Origin of the sequence: Cryptosporangium phraense, from assembly GCF_006912135.1 — a bacterium.
In the GTDB taxonomy this organism is placed as follows: domain Bacteria; phylum Actinomycetota; class Actinomycetes; order Mycobacteriales; family Cryptosporangiaceae; genus Cryptosporangium; species Cryptosporangium phraense.
The window spans coordinates 160,520-178,717 of record NZ_VIRS01000006.1 but is presented as its reverse complement, the minus strand read 5'-3'; the positions used below and the strand labels follow the sequence as shown (position 1 = coordinate 178,717).

Below are 18,198 nucleotides of genomic sequence, written 5' to 3'. Positions count from 1 at the left end.
CGAACCATCTCCCGCTGGTAGCCGTGTCTGTACCGCCAGTCACCAACGCACAGACGAAGGCGGGATCCACGATGCAGCACGGCTGAACGGACCTCAGGGTCAGCGCTAGGGACCTCCCCGATGCGGCCCACGCCGGGCCGACGGGAACCTGGCGAAGTGCAATCCCTTCTGGACGGAATCCTCAGCCTGCCTGCCCCGCTCGTCGTGGTGCTGGCTGCGCTGATCCTGGCCGGTGAACCCGCTCTGCTGGCCGGAATCGTCCTCCCCAGCGTCTCGACCGCGCTCGGCCTCGGCTTCCTCGCCTCGGCCGGCCTGCTGAACCTCCCGCTGTCGATCGCGACCGCGACGGTTGCGGTGATCCTCGGAGACGCGACCGCGTACGCGCTCGGCCGCCGCCGGGCAACTACGTCATTCGGACGCCGCTGGGCGCGCCTCCAGCGCGCCACCGAACGAGCATCCGCTCTACTCGGGCGTCACGGCGGCCGCGCGGTGTTCGCCGCGCGCTGGGTCGTCGGAGCCCGGACGCTGGTGCCACGCCTGGCCGGAGCGGGCGGGGTCGCGCCGGGCCGGTTCCTCGTCCACAGCGTCCCGGCCGGGGTGCTCTGGTCGGGGTTCTTCGTCGGCGCCGGCTACCTGGCCGGGAGCTCGTACCGGCAGGTGTCGGCGGCGGTCGGGCCGGCGTCGCTGGGGATGGTGCTACTCGGGGCCGCGCTGATCGCCGGGGTTCTGGCCGGCCGGTGGCTGGGGCGGCACCCGGACCGGCCCGCGCGGCTGCTCGCCCGGGTCATCGGTGACCGATCGGGCCGCTGGCTCCCGCCGACCGCGCTGGCCCTGGCGCTGACGATCGTCGGCGCGCTGCTGACCGTGCTGGTCGCGACCGGTGTGCACACCGCCGGCCTGCCCCGGCTCGACGAACCGGTGTCGACGCTGCTGGACGCCCACCGGGTCAGCTGGCCGGTCCCGATCGTCACCGCGGTGCTGATCGCGACGCCGTCCTACGCCGTCGTCGCGGCCGCGGCGGCGCTGGTGCTGATCCGGCCGGTCCGGTCGGGGCGCCACCGCGATCCGCTCGGCGTCCTGGCGGCCGGCGGCGCGGTGGTGCCGTTGGTGATCCTGACCGCGCTGATCAACCTGGCCGAGCACGTCGGCCGGAGCGACAACCTGTTCGCCACCCAGCACGCGGTGTCGACCACGGCGATCGCGCTGGCGACCTGGACGCTGGCCCGCAAGCGGACCCGCACCGGAATCGTCGTGGCTACCGGCACCGCGGTCGTCGTCCTGCTCGCGGCCGGACGCGTCTACCTGGGTTGGGGGACGATCAGCAGCACGGCCGCGGCGCTGCTGATCGGGTTGGCCTGGGCCGGCGTGTTCGTCGCGGCCTGGACCGTCACGTCACGCGGCCAGACGGCGCCCGAATCGCCGGCGGCGGAGCTTGGCGACCGGGCTGCCCCGGTGGACGAGGTCGTTGTGAATACCGACCAGGGCTTCCACCTCGGCCCGATTGTCGGAGAACGCACCCGGCTGGGCACACTCTCCACAGTGCAGCTCGAACATGTCGTGACCTCCTGACCTTCGTGCTGCGGACTCCTGGGGTTTCCCTTTCCACCAGGCAGAAACGCCCGGCGGCTACCGCAAAATCCCGGCATCCCTCGCAAGTAGGGCAGCTTGCACCCGGTCGCTCACGTTGAGCTTGTTGAAAACTGCCGACATCTGGTTACGAATCGTCTTTTCGCTGACGTTGAGGTGGCGGGCGATCTGCGCGTTGGTGTCGCCCATCGCCAGCCGGTTGACGATCTCCAGCTCCCGGGTGGTCAGCTGGTCGAACGGCGGCGGCAGGACGGCCGGGGCCCGGCGTAACGCGGTCAGCACGGTCGGGCCGACTCTGGGCCCGAGTACGACGCCACCGCTGGCCACCGTGCGCAGCGCGTCGATCACCATGTCGGGGTCGGTGTCCTTGAGCAGGAACCCGCGAGCACCCGCATTCAGCGCCTTGGCCACGATGTCGTCGTCGTCGGCCATCGTGAGCATCAGCACGGCCGCGTCCGGGCAGGCCTCGAGGATCCGCCGGGTCGCGTCCACGCCGTCGCCGTCGGGCAGGACGACGTCCATCGCGATCACGTCGGACTGGCAGGTGATCGCCTCCCGGACGGCCTCTTCGACGCTGGCCGCCTCGGCGACCTCGCTGACCCACGGTTCGTCCTCGAGCATCACCTTCAGGCCCCGCCGCACGACCGGGTGATCGTCGACGATGAGGACCCGCTTCGGCTCTTCCACCGGTGTGCCTCCGCCCTGGAACGCCCATGCGCTCATCGGAATCACACCACGCTCGTCATCGGCACGGCGACTGCCTCCACAGGCGCCCCGTTGGTCAGCACCGGGCAGGCCCGGGCGGTGAGGAGATCGCCGGCCGCCACCGCGCCGTCCCCGGTCACGTCCACATGGGCCTCGAGCGTGTAGACGGCGGTTGGGTCGACGCCGTCGACCGGGACCCGGAACGGGACCTGACCGCCCGCGACCAGCGGAACGTCGGTCAGGACGGTCTCGCCGACCTGACGCATCGCGTTGGCGGTGGTCGTCGTGTCGCGGACCGCGATCCGGACGGCGGCCGCGGTCGCGGCCGGGACGCTCGACGGCAGCCGCAACGCACCCGACACCTCGTCTTCCGAAGGCGACGCGCCGACCGGAGCCGGCTCCACGGCGGCCGACGCGTCGGCGTACAGACGCTCGATCACCCGGCAGTCGCCGTCGGAGAGTTGGCGGCGCTGGCCGACCGGCAGGCCGGCGGGCACCGGCTGGAGGGTCTCCAGGGTCCGCTCGCCGTTGACCGAGAACGCCACCCGGGGGTAGTGCATGATCGACTCGTAGTCGTACGGGCCCTCCTCCGGCCCGGTGGCCTGGATGAGGAAGTTCGGCCGCGACTCCGGCGCGATGTTCGCCCACAGGATCGAGACGTACTGGTCGCGGTCGGTGCGGCAGTGCTCGTGCCAGCGCCCGAGCGTGTGCACGATCTCGTGCAGCACCCGGCCCATCTCGCCCTCGGCCTGCACCTCGATGTGCTGCTCCCCACCGACCCGGCCGACCTGCGACGCGTAGTCTTCGGCCAGCACGAACCGGACGTGGTCGGCGTGCTCGTCGGTCCGCGGGACGAACCGGATCGACGTCTTGCTCTCCAGGTGGGCGATCGCTTCGCTGACCCGTCCGTTCGGGCCGACGTCGGGGGCGACCTCGTACGGCACCACTCCCCCGGGCCAGAGCCGCACGGGTGCAGTCGGCGCGGCCGAGACGGCCGGGGGCGCCACCGAGGCCAGCGCCGGGGCGTCGGCCGCGGTCGGCGGGAGCGGGATCGCCGACTCCATCAGCACCAGCGACGCCGCCGGGAAGTGCACGCGGATCGTGGTGCCCCGGGGCTGCGCGGCCCGGATCTCGCACTCGCCACCGAGCTCGCCGGCCCGGTCGCGCATCGAGGCCAGCCCGACCCCGGCCCGCACCGGACCCGCGATGCCCTTGCCGTCGTCGGTGATCTCGATCGTCAGATCACGCCCGCGCCGGACGCTCACCACGCAGTTGCGCGCGTCGGCGTGGCGGGCGACGTTGTTCAGCGCCTCGGCGACGACCCGGTAGGCCGCGACCTCGACCGCGGCCGGGAGCCGACCGAGATCGTCGTGCAGATCGAGCTGCACGGACAGCGCGTTGCTGTCGAACCGGCGGCACTCGTCGCGCAGCGCGACGGCCAGCCCCCGGTCGAGCGCGGGCGGACGTAGCTCGTCGACCAGCTGACGCACCTCCGCGGTGCAGGCGGCCAGGTCGCCGGCGAGCGCGTCGAGGATGTCACGCACCCGCCCGGGCCCGGACAGCTTGCGGGCCGCCCGGACCTGCATCGACATCCCGGTGAGGCTCGGCCCCAGCCCGTCGTGCAGGTCGCGACGCAGCCGGCGACGCTCCTCCTCCTGGGCCCGCACCAGCCGCTCGCGCGACTCCTGTAGGTCGCGGGTGAGCCGACCGGCCTCGACGGCCACCCCGGCGTGCAGCGCGATGTCGGTCAGCAGCTGCGTCTCGCGCGGCGAGAAGTGCCCGCCGTCGGTTCGTGGGGACACCAGCAGGCGTCCGATGTGCTCACCGCGGGAGATCATGTCGAACGCCTGGACGTTCGACCCGACCCGGCCGTACCAGGCCAGCAGCCGGGCGCCGTGCGGCTCCTCGGCCTCCACCGCCACGTACGGGACCTGCAGCGAGTTGGCGATCGTGCCGGTGAGCAGCGGGAGCACCGCGTTCGGCTCGGCGGTCTGCCCCAGCACGTCGCCGAGCTCGGTGATGACCTTGTACGGGTCGTGCCGGTCGCCGTAGAGCAGATGGTTGACGCCCTGCTGCACCCGCCGGTGCAGCGGCGCGTAGGTGATCGCGATGACGCCGGTGGTGACCAGCGAGATCGAGTCGGCCGACGTGTTCCGCATGACGACCTCGCGGAGCACGGTGACGATCGCGACGAACCCGACCACGACCAGCGCGGTCATGACCAGCCACACCAGCGTCCGGTTGAGGACGCGGTCGAGGCTGTAGAGCCCGTACCGCATGATCGCGACGGTCATCCCGAGCGGGACCGCGACCGCGGCCAGGATGTAGGCGCCGTCGAGGTTGAAGAACGACAGACCCCACCCGAGCAGCAGCAGGACGACCGCGGGCAGCAGACAGGCGAGCTGCTGGCGGGTGTCGGTGTCGGCCCGGCGCCAGCGGGCCCACAGCGTGCCGAGGACGCCGATGCCGGCGGCCACGGTCAGGAAGACGCCGGCCGCGAAGATCCGCACCAGCAGTTTGGTCTGCGGATCGAGCTTCACGTCGGCCGCGCTCAGCAGCGTCCGGGGTGCGTCCAGGGCGGCCACGGCCAGCACGATCGAGCTGAGCGCAGTCAACGCGATCAGCGTCACCGCGAGGACGCGCGAGCCCCGGCCGGCTGATCGGCCGTCGGGGAAGAACAACAATGCCAGGAACAGCAGTCCGTACGCCGGCCACCACGTCCACTGGCTCAGCCAGGCGACGGGCTCCCAGCGCGTCCAGCTGACCGCGACGGTGCCGACGGCGGCGCTGGCGCCGGCTGCCAGCAGCAGCCGGCCGACCAGATGCCGCGGCACGGCGACGAGGATGAGCACCCCCAGCGCCGTGCAGGAGATGGCGATCGCGATGCTGATCCCCACCGGGCCGGCGCTCGAGTCGGTACCGCCGTCGAACTGCCCGAGCAGCACGGCGACGACGACCAGGACGACGAGGAGCAACCCCGCGACGCTGCGGGGAGAAAGCCTGGACAGGGCGGGAATGCGCATCCGGTTACCGTTTCGTCAGCTGATCTTGTGCATCAGGTTGTGGAACCAGTTGCCCGGGTCCTTCTGCTCGGTGCCGGCGTCGGCCGGGTAGTGCGTGACGCCACCGAGAGCCGCGATGCTGTCGGACAGGGACTTGCCGGCGAGCTGCGGTAATTCGCCGAGCGCCTCGTCGACGCTCAGCCCGTAGTCGTCGGCGATCTCGGTCGGGTGACCCGACGTGTACTCGGCCAGGAACGCGAACACCGCGGCCAGCCGGGCCTGGATCGCCTGCGGGTCGGGCTCCTCGTTGGTCTCGACCAGACCGACCAGCTGCCAGCACTCGTCGAACACCGGCGCCAGACGACGACCGTCCTGGTCGAAGAAGTCGAGCCCGCGCGGCGGCTCGACGTGGCCCTTCTCGTGCGTGCCGAGCAGGTCGGGCACGCTGGTGAACAGGTGCGCGAACCGGTCGTTGACATCGATGACGAACACGGTCTCCGTGGACGTCGGCGTCGAGGTCTCAGTGGTCACTGTCAATCCTCTGCACTGTGGAGGGAAATGGATGCTGTCGCGCTGGTTGTACCGCAGCGCCGGGCCACGGGGGAACGTTCCGCGGGCACGAGAGAAAGCCGAGATCCCCCTCGGATCCCGGCTCCTCCCGGAGGACGACAGCCCTCACAAGCCCCCCAGCTCTCTCGATTGCGCTAGCCCTCGGTGACGCGGACGCCCAGCAGCGATTGGACGGCGACGATGTTGTTCAGCACACTCACCCGCACCGAGCCGGCGAACAGCAGCCCGACCGCCCCTTCGTCGGGGTCGGTCACCAGGCTGCCGGAATCGCCACCGGCCGACATGTTCGTGGTGATGATCTGCTGGCCGAAGCGGGCGATGCGGCCACCGTCGTAGTGCACGTCGACGGTGGCGTTGACGGCCAGGACGTGCCCGGTCGTGAAGTTCGTGGTGCGTCCCCACTTCTGGACGGTGTCGTTGATGTTCGGCGCGGCGTTGAGCGCGCTGACCTCGCCGGCCCAGTAGACGCGCCGGTCGGTGTCGTGCAGGCCCTCGGCGATCGCCGCGTCCACGAAGTTGAGCGGCTTGGACGGTCCGTCGTGGAACTGGATGGGCACGTACCGGACGAGCTTGCCGATCACGTCGGCCGGGTAGCGGCCGCCGTCGACGAGCGCCGGCTGCAGGATCGGATCGCCCGCGATGCCGCCGTTCGTATCGGCCAGGACGTAGTTGGTGCTCAGGATGTAGTAGCGGCCCGGCTCACCCGGCTTGGGGAACGCGTCGAAGCAGCCGGCCCCGAACGTGCCCGCGTTGCCGCGGTAGTGGCCGACGCTGACGCCGGCGAACGCCGGGCGGACGCGCTGGCCGAGCTGGAACGGGCCGACGCCCATGGCGGCGGCGGCACCGCGGTCGGCCCAGGGCTGGGGGCCGCCGCCGGCCCGGATCATCCCGACCTCCTGCACGTCGGTCGGGACGCCGTCGAGCTCCGGGGGAATGATCGCCTTCGGAGCGAGGTAGCGGGCATCGACCTTCCGGTGCACGAGCACCGTGATCGCCCGCTCGCCGGTGTTGATGCCCCGGCTGTACTTGTGGCCCAGGCCGACCCCCACGACGTTGGGCCGGCTCAGCAACGTGTCTTGGAACGCTAGCTGGGTCTCCACCAGTGGCAGGAACTCACTGCGGACGACCTGCGGGAGCATCTGACGTGTCCCTTCAGGGGAAGAACCGAGCCCCGGCGACTTGGTTGTTCTCCACCCTGGTGGGCCCGCTGACCCGCGCGACAGTGCCGATTGCCCCGCCGTTCCGGGCACACCGCCCGTCCGGCCGGGACACCGGCCAACTTTGGTACCCCGCCGACGCTAACCCGCAAACGCCAGCGGCGGAACACCCCGTGCGCCCGGCCGCAGATGGAACAGCGCGCCGGCCGCCGGTTCCGCCCCCTCGGGCAGGTTCTCCCTGGTCGTCGTGATGAACAGGTCCCGGTCGACGAACGCGCACGACGTCGGCTGGCTCACCGGCACCTCGACGACCAGGTCGAGCGTCCCGTGCCGGTCGTAGCGGTGGACGGCGCCCGCTCCGTAGAGCGCGACCCAGACCCCGCCGTCGGCGTCGACCGTGAGCCCGTCCGGCAGGCCGTCGGTGATCGTCACGAACGGCCGCCGGTCCTGCAGTTCGCCGGTCTTCGGATCGAACGCGCAGACGTCGATCCGCTTGGTCGGCGAGTCGACGAAATACGCGCTCTCGCCGTCGGGCGTCCAGCAGAGGCCGTTGGAGACCGTCAGGTCGCCGACGACCTCGTGCACGCTCTGGTCGGGGTCGAGCCGGTAGAGCGTGCCGAGCCCCGGGTCCTGCGAGTAGGCCATCGTGCCGCAGTAGAAGCGGCCCTGCGGGTCGCACCCTCCGTCGTTCATCCGGATGCCTTTATCGGTGAACGCCTCGATCCACACCGGTGCGGCGTCGTCCGGCGCCTCCAGGTCACCCGGGTCGAGCAGCGCGAAACCCCGCTCGGTGGCCAGCACCCAGCCTCCCGAACGGCGCGGACGCAGCGCGGCGGCGACGTCGGCCACCGCGCTCCGGGTCACGCCGCCGGTCACCGGGTCGAACGTGAGCACCGCGCCGGCCAGCATGTCGACGAAGCGGAGCACACCGCCCGCGGTGTCCCAGACCGGCCCTTCGCCATGCTCCGTGCACGGATCCGTGACCTGCTCGGCTCGCACATCCACCTCCACCATTCGACGTTCCGCATTCAAGCAGTAACCGAACGAGTCTCGTCTATGCCGTCCGGGTGCTGACCCTCCGCAGCGCGCTGCGCGGGATCGCGGCGGCGACCGCACCGGCGGCCGTGGTGAGCGCGGCCAGCGTGAACGCCAGTGCGACGCCGGACTCCTGCTCGACCAGCACGCCGGCCACCGCCGCTCCGGCCGCCGACGCCGCGAACACGACGGTCGCGACCCAGGTGTAGGCCTCGTTCACCATCCCGGCCGGCGCGATGCGGGAGACCAGCGCGTTCTCCACGGTCAGCGCCGGGGCCAGGCACAGCCCGCCCACCAGCAGCGCGACCGCCATCAGACCGGCCGAGGGCACCAGCGCCAGCGTCGCCAGCCCGGCCGCGACCGCGCCGAGGGCCAGCGCCCACTGCGTCGGCAGGGATCGCCGGAACTGCCGGGTGCCGTACCAGAGTCCACCGGTCACGCTGCCGACACCCCACAGGCCCAGCAACAGGCCGGCCAGCCCGTCGGCGTCCCCACCGGTGCGTTCCGCGGCGAACGCCGGGATCGCGACCCCGACGATGCCGAACGCGAACGCGAGGCCGGACGAGACCGCGAGCAGCAGCGGCATCCCCAGCGCGACCGCGGGGCCGAGGCCCCGGGCCACCGGACGGCCGGTCTCCGGCCGCCAGCCGCGGGTCGCCCGGCCCGCAGCGACGGCCAGCGTGCCACCGAGGGCCAGCACCGCGGCCACGACCAGCGACACCGCCGGAGCGGTGAACACCGCCAGCGCCCCCACGACCATCGGCCCGAGCACGAACACCAACTCGAACGCGGTCGTCTCCAGCGCCAGCGCCGGCTCGCGCAGGGGCGTGCCGGCCGTGATCTCGGCCCACACGCTTCGCACCGTCGCGGTCAGCGGCGGCAGACAGGCGCCGAGCAGCGCCGACACCGCCCACAGCACCGGCGCGGCCGCCCCGGCGGCCACCGCCACCAGAACCGCGACCGTCGCCAGCGGCCAGGCCACCGCGGTGCCGACGAGGACCGGCGCCGGTCGGAACCGGTCGGCGATCCGGCCGAGCACCGGCCCGACGATCGCGTTCGCGACCGCGTAGACGGCGCTGGCGACGCCGGCCGCCGCGTAGGACCCAGTCGCGCCCTCGACCAGCAGGACGAGCAACAGCGGAGCCATCCCGACCGGCAACCGGCCGAGGATGCTCCCGATCAACAGCGACTTGGCTCCGGGCAGTCGCCACACCTCGGCGTACCGGTTCACGCCGACACCTTCTTCGCGTAGAGACCCGTGCCCGGCCACGCGGCCGTGGCCCAGGCGACGACCGCGGTGAACGCGGCCAGCAGCAACGCGGCGAACACCCCGCCGGGCCGGTCGACGAGCAGGCCGCCGATCGCGGTCCCCGCGGCCACCGCCGCGTACGTGACCGTGGACAGCCAGGTGAACGACTCGGTGACGCTGCCTGTCGGGGCCAGCGCGGCGATCAGCGTGTTCTGCAGCGTGATGGCCGGGGCGAATGCGGTTCCACCGAGGAACAGCACCAGCCCGATCAGCCAGGCGTTGCCGAGGAACGCCAGCGGCGCGAACCCGAGCGCGCAGAGCGCGAGCGTCCAGCGGTACTGGCGGACGATCGGCGCGGCGAACCGCTGCGCGCCGAACCAGAGGCCGCCGAGCGCGCTGCCCACGCTCCAGATCGACAGCAGCACACCGGCCATCGCCGGGCGTCCCTGGTCGTCGGCGAGCCCGGCCATCGCGGCCTCGATCGCGCCGGTGCCGAACAGCAGCGCGAACGCGGCGATCAGCGCCGGGACCATGCCCCGGGCCCGCAGCGGGCTGCGCCGGGCGTCGCCCGGTTGGGCCGCGCGCGGCCGCCAGCGTCGGCCGGCCCGCGAGAGCGCCACGGTCAGCGACCCGACCAGAGCGAACGCGCCCGAGCCGAGCAGCGCGACGGCCGGCCCCCAGGTCGAGGAGCCCACCGCGACCGCGGTCGCGACCAGCACGGGTCCGATCATCCAGACGACCTCGAGCGCGATCGCGTCCAGCGCGAACGCGGTCTGCCGGACGTTCCCGGCGCCCGGGAGGTCGGTCCAGATCGCCCGGAGAGCGGCGGACAGCTGCGGGAAGATCCCGCCGGCCAGCGCGGCGGCCAGGTAGATCAGCACCGGCGGAGCGTCCGCCAGAGTGGTGAACACGAGGACGGCGATGGCGGCGGGGTACGCAACCCCGGTGCCGACCAGGACCGCGGTGAAACCGCGTCGGTCGGCGTAACGGCCCAGCATCGGGGCGACGGCCGCGGTGGCCAGTCCATAGATGCCGACGGCGACCCCGCCTACTCCGTACGAGCCGGTGTGGTCGGCCAGGAACAGCAGCAACGCCAACGGGGCGATGCCGGCTGGTAACCGGCCGATGATTCCGGCGACGATCAGCAGCGGGGCCGACGGTAGGCGCCAGAGTTCTACATAGCGGCGCACGTGCGTCGAACCTGCCTTCATATCTCGAAGTTGATTGATGTAGTGGGCGTAAACCCGTTAGCCCCCTACACTCGAAGACGACAGTACCTCGGCCCGACGTAGGTGGCCAAATGGATTACGACACTTACAACACTGAAGCCGTGCAGCTCGCGGTCGACCTCGCCAATCTCGCCTCGGCAGATGACGTGCCGGTGGCCGAACTCACTCCGGACAGCGACGCGCTGCGGGCCGCCTGCGAAACGTTCGTTACCTCGCATCGGGACTGGTTCGCGGAGCTGACCGACATTCCGCTCACCGGTGTCGACGTCGTCGAAATCGCAGAGCTGGCGCACTGCCTGCGTGACGTCGCGTCGGCGAGTACGGACGACGAGTCCACCGACCGGCTGAACGCGCTTCTGCACCAGTGCCGGCCGGTGCCGCGGGCGACGAATCACGACGGGCACCTGCACCTGCACTACACCGACGACGACGCCCCGCTGACCGAGCAGCTGGGTGCCACCGTGTCGATGGCGTTCGCCAACGTCATCGTCCGGCAGGGACGGAATCGGATCGGAATCTGCGCCGCGGCCGACTGCGCGAACGTGTTCGTCGACACGTCGCGAAACCGCTCGCGCCGGTACTGCTCCGAGACGTGCGCCAGCCGCACGACGGTGAGCGCGTACCGAGCCCGAAAGAAGGCCCAGCCTTCCAAGTAGGCCGACGCAGGCTCCGGCGGTCGTCGCCCTCGGAGCCCGAGCCTCGGTTGACGGCTCTCCGCGCCGGTCAGGTGAAGGCGCCCGGCGAATGGATCCCCGCACCAGGCCACGACTCTCGTCCGGTGCACCGGCCAGCGCCCGCCGGGCGGCCCGCGGATCATCGAGCAGAGGCTGCTCGGCCAGATCCAGAATCAGTCTCAGCCACGCGAGCGGGCCCCCAGATCCGGCGTAGGTCGCTGGCCGGGCGTCAACCGTTTCGGCCCGCGACGCGTCCCGGTGCGCGACCGTGACCCGCAGCGCGGATCACCGCTGCGTCACCCCCGGCGGCACCCGGGGCCTCCCTGGGGCCCACAACCGCGCCCCAACTACAAACGCCCGCAGCCTTGGTTCGGCTGCGGGCGTCGTTCTGCGAACTAGCGCGTCGGCATGTAGCGGGCCATTTCCTCCAGGCGCGCCACCCGCTGCTCCATCGGCGGGTGGGTACTGAACAGATTCGCCACCCCGCTCTTCCGGAACGGGTTGTCGATCATCAGGTGGCTCGACGACAGCAGCCGCGACTCCTGCGGAAGCGGCAGCGACTGCGTCCCCATGTGAATCTTCCGCAGCGCGCTGGCCAGCGCCAACGGATCACTCGACAGCTTGGCGCCGTCGGCGTCGGCCTGGAACTCGCGGCTCCGGCTGATCGCCAGCTGGATCAGCGAGGCCGCGATCGGCCCCACGATCAGCGTCAGCAGCAGCACGGCCGGGTTCGGGCCGTCGTCGTCGTCACCGCCGCCGAGCGGGATGAAGAACGCGAGGTTGGCGATCATCGTGATGATCGTCGCGAGCGCGCCGGCCACCGACGAGATCAGGATGTCGCGGTTGTAGACGTGGGACAGCTCGTGACCGATCACCGCCCGCAGCTCGCGCGGGGTCAGGATCTGCGTGATCCCCTCGGTGACCGCGACCGCCGCGTTGCGCGGGTTGCGTCCGGTCGCGAACGCGTTGGGTTGGTTGGTCGGGCTGACGTACAGCCTCGGCATCGGCTGCCCCGCGACGGTCGCGAGCTCGCGAACCATCGCGTACAGCGCGGGCTGATCGACCTCGCTCACCGGGTAGGCGCGCATCGAACGGAGGGCCAGCTTGTCCGAGTAGAAGTAGCTGAATCCGTTCATGCCGATCGCGATCACCGCGGCGATTACCAGGCCGGTCGACCCGCCGAACACGTATCCGACGGCCAGGATCAGACCGCTGAGCACGCCGAGCAGTAGCGCAGTCTTCAGCCCGTTGAAGTGGTGGTGCACCAGTCCTCCAGGCGGGGTATTCACGGAGCCAGAACTAGCTCCGGCACTCGGTAGAACGCGGGCTATGTCTCGGACGTTCCCGCCGTTAACCCAGCTCACACTCCTCCGAGCGCATCCGCTACCGACCCGGCCGCGTCCAGCACCCACTGCGGCCACGCGCCGAGCACCACGCCCGCCGTTGCCGTCAGCACCACCGCGCCGGTCACCACGAACGATACGGACGCCCGGCGGGCGGGCGAAGTCGCGAAGCAGGCGACGCCGGCCCGGGCGTAGTACGCCAGACCGATGACGGCGTTCACTCCGATCACGATCGCCAGCCACCCGGCCGAGCCGTCGAGCGCGGACCGGATCACGACGACCTTCGCGAACAGGCCGGCCAGGCCCGGGGGCAGTCCGGCCAGCCCGGCCAGCCCGAGGACGAACGCGGCGGTGGCCCACGGGGCGCGCTGCGCCGACCCGGCGAGGTCGTCGAGGGTGCCGGTGACGCCCAGCGCCACCACGGCGGCGAACGTGCCGATGCCGGCGACCAGGTACAGCGCGGTGAAGGCGGCCACCCCGGCGGCCGCGTCCCCTTCGCGGGTGGCCAGCGGCACCAGGAGGTAGCCCGTCTGGGCCACCGACGACCAGGCCAGCAACCGCAGCAGCCGGCGCTGCCGGAGCGCGACCAGGTTGCCGATCGTCATCGTGGCCACCGCGACCACCGCCAGCACCGGCGCGACGACGTCCGCGACCGGCCGGAACGCGATCACGACGGTCACCAGCACGGCGATCGCGCCGCCCAACTTCGACGCGGTGCCGAGCCAGGCCGCGATCGGCACCGGGGCTCCGTCGTAGGTGGCCGGCGCCCAGGCGTGGAACGGCACCGCGGCCAGCTTGAACAGCAGCCCGGCCAGCACCAGCACGACCGCGGCGCTCACCAGCGGCAGCGCGCGGGCGTCCGGGCGCTGGGCCAGGGCGGCGGCCACCCGGTCGAGGTGCACCGCGCCCACGATCCCGTAGAGCAGCCCGATGCCGAGCAGCGTCAGCGTCGTCGCGACGACCGACGTCACGAAGAACGTCACCGAGGCCTCGGCCGACTCCGGACGCCGGGGCAGGCCGACCAGCACGTACACCGGCAGCGTGAGCGTCTCGATCGCGACGAGGAGCGTCAGCAGGTCGCGGGCCGAGCCGAGCACGACGAGCCCGGTCAGCGAGGCCAGCAGCAGGAAGACGTACTCGCCCGCCGGGACCGTCCCGTCCCGCACGATCGGCACCGACAACGCCAGCACGACCAGCGCCAGCGCGGCCCCGAGCACGGTCACCGCCACCGAGGCGGAGTCCACGACGAACGAGCACGAGGGTCCCACCGACACGTTGCCGGGCAGCACCCCGCCGGGGGTGCAGAACGTCCCTCGCCGCTCGGTCCCGATCACGAGCGCGGCCACGATCGCGCCGATCGGCCCGAGCGCCCCGAGGCCGAGCAGCGTCGTGCGCATCGGCCGGACGAGGTCCGCGATCAGCGCGAGAACGGCCGCCGCGAGCACCGCGTACACCGGCGCCAGCGCCGCCTGATCGACACTTTGGACTGTCATCGGCCGACCACGCCGACCAGCGCCTCGACCGGCCCCACGGTGAGCGACAGCAACAGATCCGGCGCCAGGCCCAGCGTCAGCGCGAGCACGACCAGCGGCCCCCAGGCGGCGAGCTCAGTGACGTCCGGACGTGGTGCATCGGGAACCACGGCGGAGCCGAGCGGGCCCACCGTCGTCCGGCGCAGCAGGCGGAGGAAGTACGCGGCGGCCAGCGCGCCGCCGAGCGCGGCCACGACGCCGAGCACCCTCCAGAAGGCCGACCCGCCGAACGCGGCCACCACCGCGAACGCCTCACCCCAGAACCCGGCCAGCCCGGGCAGCCCCAGGCTGCCGACGGCAGCGAACGCGAGAAGTCCGCCGAGCCACGGCGCGACCGACGCGATCCCACCCAGCCGGTCGAGGTCACCGGTTCCGTAGCGGTCCTTGACCGCCCCGACCAGGAAGAACAACAGCCCGGTCAGGACGCCATGAGCGACGTTGCCGAACAACGCGGCCTGCAACCCGGGCACCGACAGCGTGGCGATCCCGAGCAGCACGAACCCCATGTGCCCGACCGACGAGTACGCGATCAGCCGCTTCAGCTCGTCCATCGCCAGGCAGACCAGCCCGGCGACGAGGATCGCGGCGACGGCGAGTACCCCGAGGGTCGGCGCGACCGCGCGCGCGCCCTCCGGAGCGGCCGGCAGCCCGACCCGGATCAGCCCGTACGTGCCCATCTTCAGCAGCACCGCGGCCAGGATCACCGATCCGACGGTCGGGGCCTCGGTGTGCGCATCCGGCAGCCAGCTGTGCAGCGGCCAGAGCGGGCTCTTCACCGCGAACGCGATCAGCAGGACGACGAAGATCGCGATCTGCCCGCGCTCGGACATGCCGCTGGGAGCCGACGCCCAGACGACCAGGTCGCTCGTGCCGCGGCCGACGGTCGCGGCCACGATCCCGACCAGCAGCAGGACCGAGCCGAACAGTGTATACAGCAGGAATTGCCGCGCGGCGGCCCGCCGGCCGGGCCCGCCCCAGACCGCGATGACGGCGAACATCGGCAGCAGTGTGACCTCGAAGGATACGAAGAATACGACGGCATCCAGGGCCATGAATACGCCGAATACACCGCATTCCAGCGCGCTGAGCAGGGCCAGAATCTTGCGCGGATTCCCCGGGCTCGGTGTGTGCCGGAATGAATACAGGGCGCACAACGCGAAGATCAGGCTGGTCAGCGCGATCAGCGGCCAGGAGATCCCGTCCACGCCCAGGTGCAGGCGCACGTCCAGGCTCGGTATCCAGGGGTGGTCCACCTCGTGCCAGACGCCGTTCGTCCGCCCGCTGAGCAGCGTGAGCGTGAGCAGGAACAGCACGCCGGTGAGCGCGACCGCGAACCACTGCGCGGCCCGTTCGGCCCGGGCCGGCCACAACGCGAGCGCCACCGCACCCAGCGCGGGCAACCCGAGCAGCGCGACGATCACCATCGGCTGCCCACCACCGCGATCACGGCCAGCAGGACGCCACCGGCCAGCGCGGTCGTCACGTAGCCGCCCAGGCCGCGCGCGTGCGCCCGGCCGAGCACGGTCCCGAGGCGCACCGCGCCGCGTCCGGTACCGGTGACCGCTCCCCCGATCGCCCGCGCGTCGAGGGCCCGCACCCGTCGAGCCGCGGTGACCACCGGGCGGACGACCAGCGCGTCCTGGACGGAGTCGAGCCAGAACGCGGCCGCGAACGCCGGACGCGCCGGGCCGAGCGCTGTCACCGGGTCGGCGGCGGTGTCACGACGCCAGCGCCACCAGACCGCGGCCGCCCCCAGTGCGGTGAGCCCGACGGCGGCGATCGCCAGGCCCGGGTGCACGGAATAGGGCGGGGTCGCGGTCACGACCTCGTCCAGCGGCGCGTACGCGAACCAGCCCACGTCACCGCCGGCCGGCCAGAGCACGATCAGACCGCCCACCGCTGCCGGGATCGCGAGGAGCACGATCGGCCAGCGCATCAGCGCCTGTGGGTCGTGGGGCTCTTCGGTTCCCCGGTAGTCGCCGAAGAACGTGCGCAGCCAGAGCCGGGCGGCATACGCGCCGGTGAGGGCGGTGGTGAGCAGGCCGGCGGTGAGCACCAGCCGGCCGACCCAGGTGTGCGACTCCTCGGCCGCGCCCAGCACGCCCTCTTTCGTCCAGAAGCCGGAGAACGGTGGGACGCCGGCCAGCGCGGCCAATCCGATCGTGGTCGTCCAGAACGTGATCGGCATGCGTCGGCGCAGGCCGCCCATCGCGCTCATCGAGTTCGACGCGACCGCGTGGATCACCGCCCCGGCGGCCAGGAACAGCAGGGCCTTGAACGCGGCGTGGGTGAGCAGGTGATGCAGCGCGGCGCCGTCGCGGCCGACGGCCAGCCCGCCGGTCATGTACGCGAGCTGGCTCACCGTCGACCAGGCCAGGACGCGTTTGACGTCGTCCTGGGCCAGGGCGGCAAAGGCGGCGAGCAACATGGTGATCGCGGCGAGTACGCCGAGCGCGGCCAGCGCGTCCGGGGTCGCGGTATACAGCGGGTACAGCCGGATCACGACGTAGACGCCGGCCGCGACCATCGTCGCCGCGTGGATCAGCGCGCTGATCGGCGTCGGACCGGCCATCGCGTCCGGGAGCCAGGTGTGCAGCGGGAACTGGGCCGACTTGCCGGCGACGCCGGCCAGGAGCAGCAGGCAGGCGGCCAGGCGGGTGTCGTCGCCGAGATCGGCGGTGAGCACGTCGGCGATCCGGAACGACCCGGCGCCCAGGCCGAGCACGACGATGCCGAGCAGGAAGCCGACGTCGCCGACCCGGGTGACCAGGAACGCCTTGACCGCGGCGGCGGGGGCCTCGGGCAGGCTCCGGTCGTGCCCGATCAGCAGGTACGAGCAGAGCCCCATCACCTCCCAGCCGACCAGCAGCAGGAACAGGTCCCCGCTGACGACGACCAGCAGCATCGCGGCGGTGAACAGCGAGACCTGGGCCGCGTAAGGGGCGTAGCGGTCGTCGGTCTTCAGGTAGGCGATCGAGTAGACCTGCACGGCCAGCGCGACGGTCGCGACCATCACCGCGACGACGGCCGCGACCGTGTCGATCCGGACGGCGAGCACGACGTGGAGCGGCCCGAAGTCGGCCAGGCGGGTGCCGACGTCGGACTCGGCGATGTAGTCGGCGTACCGCCGGGGCATCTCGCTCGTGGTCCCGAGCCGGATCCAGAGGGCGAGCGCAGTGATCAGGGTCGCCCCGGCGGTGGTCACGGCCAGGGCGGCGGCCGGCCGGCTTCGTCCGACGAGCAGCCCGAGGAGGCCGGCGGCGCCGGGGATCGCCGGGAGGGCGGCGGCGAGCACGACGTTCACTCGTCGCCCTCTTCGGTGTCGACGCGGTCGACGGCCACGGTCTGGCGCAGCCGGTAGAGCTGGAGGATCAGCGCCAGGCCGACGCCCACCTCGGCGGCGGCCAGCACGATGACGAACAGCGCGAAGACGCTGCCGGTGCGGGGGAGACCGACGGTCGAGACGTCCGCGGTCACGAACACCAGGTTGACGGCGTTCAGCAGCAATTCCACCGCCATCAGGAGGAGCAGCAGGTTGCGCCGGACCAGGACCCCGTAGAGCCCGATCCCGAACAGGAGGGCGGCCAGCACGTACGGCACGACGGGGTGCATCAGCCGGCGTCCTTCCGGGTCGAGACGACTATTGCTCCGACGAGCGCGGCCAGCAGCAGTACCGACAGGACCTCGAACGGGAGCACCCACTGCCGGAAGATCTCGGCGCCCATTCTCTCGGCGGTGCCGGGCTCAGCGTCGTCCACAAAAGACCAGCGGTAGGCGTCGGCCAGCAGGACGACCAGTGCGGCGGCGGAGCCGGCGCCGACCAGGAACGCGGGCCAGCGGGCGCGGTCGAGGTCGGGGCTGGCGCCGATCGGCGCGCGGGTGAGCATGACCGCGAACAGCAGCAACACGACCACCGCACCGACGTAGACCAGCATCTGGACCCAGGCCACGAGCTCGGCGGTCAGCACCAGGTAGACGCCGGCCAGCCCACCGAGGGCCACCACGAGCCAGAGCCCGGCTCGCACGACGTGCTTGGTGGTCACGGTCTGCAGACCGGCCCCGACGACGACCAGGCCTAGGAAGGCGACCAGCCAGTCCGCGAGCGTCACCCGGGC

The 18,198-nt window shown here is 72.1% G+C and carries 15 protein-coding genes; 2 read left to right on the top strand and 13 right to left on the bottom strand.

Annotated elements, in window-relative coordinates; translation table 11 throughout:
• Positions 1-156: 156 nt before the first annotated feature.
• Entirely contained in the window at positions 157-1,569 is a 1,413-nt protein-coding gene (locus FL583_RS11075; protein WP_170323591.1) for a DedA family protein, read from the top strand.
• Between the two features lie 57 nt (positions 1,570-1,626).
• Here the strand turns inward: FL583_RS11075 and FL583_RS11070 are convergent, their stop codons facing one another.
• The 7 genes from FL583_RS11070 to FL583_RS11040 form a co-directional block, all read right to left on the bottom strand.
• A complete protein-coding gene (locus FL583_RS11070; RefSeq protein ID WP_142704483.1) occupies positions 1,627-2,310 on the bottom strand; it encodes a response regulator in 684 nt (227 codons plus the stop codon).
• Between the two features lie 5 nt (positions 2,311-2,315).
• The gene (locus tag FL583_RS11065) at positions 2,316-5,315 is read right to left on the bottom strand and encodes a M12 family metallopeptidase (RefSeq protein WP_142704482.1); all 3,000 of its coding nucleotides are present in this window, start codon (positions 5,313-5,315) and stop codon (positions 2,316-2,318) included.
• A gap of 15 nt (positions 5,316-5,330) precedes the next feature.
• Positions 5,331-5,825, bottom strand: coding sequence for a hypothetical protein (locus tag FL583_RS11060; protein WP_142704481.1), 495 nt, complete (start codon positions 5,823-5,825; stop codon positions 5,331-5,333).
• Positions 5,826-5,998: 173 nt separating this feature from the next.
• Complete coding sequence (locus FL583_RS11055) at positions 5,999-7,003, bottom strand: chymotrypsin family serine protease (RefSeq protein ID WP_142704480.1); 1,005 nt, start codon at positions 7,001-7,003, stop codon at positions 5,999-6,001.
• A 159-nt stretch (positions 7,004-7,162) separates the two neighbouring features.
• The gene (locus FL583_RS11050; RefSeq protein WP_142704479.1) at positions 7,163-8,035 is read right to left on the bottom strand and encodes an SMP-30/gluconolactonase/LRE family protein; all 873 of its coding nucleotides are present in this window, start codon (positions 8,033-8,035) and stop codon (positions 7,163-7,165) included.
• A 40-nt stretch (positions 8,036-8,075) separates the two neighbouring features.
• Positions 8,076-9,287 carry an MFS transporter gene (locus FL583_RS11045; protein ID WP_142704478.1) on the bottom strand — a complete coding sequence of 404 codons (1,212 nt, stop codon included), beginning with the start codon at positions 9,285-9,287 and terminating at the stop codon, positions 8,076-8,078.
• Entirely contained in the window at positions 9,284-10,516 is a 1,233-nt protein-coding gene (locus FL583_RS11040; RefSeq protein ID WP_142704477.1) for an MFS transporter, read from the bottom strand. Before FL583_RS11040 ends, FL583_RS11045 begins: the two co-directional genes overlap by 4 nt.
• Positions 10,517-10,605: 89 nt before the next feature.
• Between FL583_RS11040 and FL583_RS11035 the strand changes: the two genes are divergently transcribed.
• Positions 10,606-11,190, top strand: coding sequence for a CGNR zinc finger domain-containing protein (locus FL583_RS11035; protein ID WP_142704476.1), 585 nt, complete (start codon positions 10,606-10,608; stop codon positions 11,188-11,190).
• Positions 11,191-11,603: 413 nt separating this feature from the next.
• On the opposite strand, the gene htpX is transcribed toward FL583_RS11035, so the two are convergent.
• The 6 genes from htpX to FL583_RS11005 all read right to left on the bottom strand — a co-directional run bounded on the left by htpX (position 11,604) and on the right by FL583_RS11005 (position 18,192).
• Positions 11,604-12,473: a zinc metalloprotease HtpX gene (htpX, locus tag FL583_RS11030; RefSeq protein ID WP_142704618.1), complete on the bottom strand. Its 870-nt coding sequence runs from the start codon at positions 12,471-12,473 to the stop codon at positions 11,604-11,606.
• Positions 12,474-12,568: 95 nt separating this feature from the next.
• Positions 12,569-14,044 (bottom strand): NADH-quinone oxidoreductase subunit N, encoded by a 1,476-nt coding sequence (locus FL583_RS11025; protein WP_142704475.1) that lies wholly within the window; start codon positions 14,042-14,044, stop codon positions 12,569-12,571.
• On the bottom strand, positions 14,041-15,507 hold the full coding sequence (locus tag FL583_RS11020) for a complex I subunit 4 family protein (RefSeq protein ID WP_142704474.1): 1,467 nt from the start codon (positions 15,505-15,507) through the stop codon (positions 14,041-14,043). The genes FL583_RS11025 and FL583_RS11020 overlap by 4 nt, the downstream gene beginning before the upstream one ends.
• Entirely contained in the window at positions 15,501-17,387 is a 1,887-nt protein-coding gene (locus FL583_RS11015; RefSeq protein WP_142704473.1) for an NADH-quinone oxidoreductase subunit 5 family protein, read from the bottom strand. The genes FL583_RS11020 and FL583_RS11015 overlap by 7 nt, the downstream gene beginning before the upstream one ends.
• On the bottom strand, positions 17,384-17,695 hold the full coding sequence (gene nuoK, locus FL583_RS11010) for an NADH-quinone oxidoreductase subunit NuoK (protein WP_142704472.1): 312 nt from the start codon (positions 17,693-17,695) through the stop codon (positions 17,384-17,386). Before nuoK ends, FL583_RS11015 begins: the two co-directional genes overlap by 4 nt.
• Positions 17,695-18,192, bottom strand: a complete 498-nt coding sequence (locus tag FL583_RS11005; RefSeq protein ID WP_142704471.1) for an NADH-quinone oxidoreductase subunit J family protein — start codon at positions 18,190-18,192, stop codon at positions 17,695-17,697. The genes nuoK and FL583_RS11005 overlap by 1 nt, the downstream gene beginning before the upstream one ends.
• Positions 18,193-18,198: the final 6 nt, after the last annotated feature.

Coding starts and splice junctions, on each gene's coding strand:
- FL583_RS11070 (WP_142704483.1), bottom strand. CDS start 2,310: ATGAGCGCATGGGCGTTCCAGGGCGGAGGCACACCGGTGGAAGAGCCG.
- FL583_RS11065 (WP_142704482.1), bottom strand. CDS start 5,315: ATGCGCATTCCCGCCCTGTCCAGGCTTTCTCCCCGCAGCGTCGCGGGG.
- FL583_RS11055 (WP_142704480.1), bottom strand. CDS start 7,003: ATGCTCCCGCAGGTCGTCCGCAGTGAGTTCCTGCCACTGGTGGAGACC.
- FL583_RS11050 (WP_142704479.1), bottom strand. CDS start 8,035: ATGGTGGAGGTGGATGTGCGAGCCGAGCAGGTCACGGATCCGTGCACG.
- FL583_RS11040 (WP_142704477.1), bottom strand. CDS start 10,516: ATGAAGGCAGGTTCGACGCACGTGCGCCGCTATGTAGAACTCTGGCGC.
- FL583_RS11035 (WP_142704476.1), top strand. CDS start 10,606: ATGGATTACGACACTTACAACACTGAAGCCGTGCAGCTCGCGGTCGAC.
- FL583_RS11025 (WP_142704475.1), bottom strand. CDS start 14,044: ATGACAGTCCAAAGTGTCGATCAGGCGGCGCTGGCGCCGGTGTACGCG.
- FL583_RS11020 (WP_142704474.1), bottom strand. CDS start 15,507: ATGGTGATCGTCGCGCTGCTCGGGTTGCCCGCGCTGGGTGCGGTGGCG.
- nuoK (WP_142704472.1), bottom strand. CDS start 17,695: ATGCACCCCGTCGTGCCGTACGTGCTGGCCGCCCTCCTGTTCGGGATC.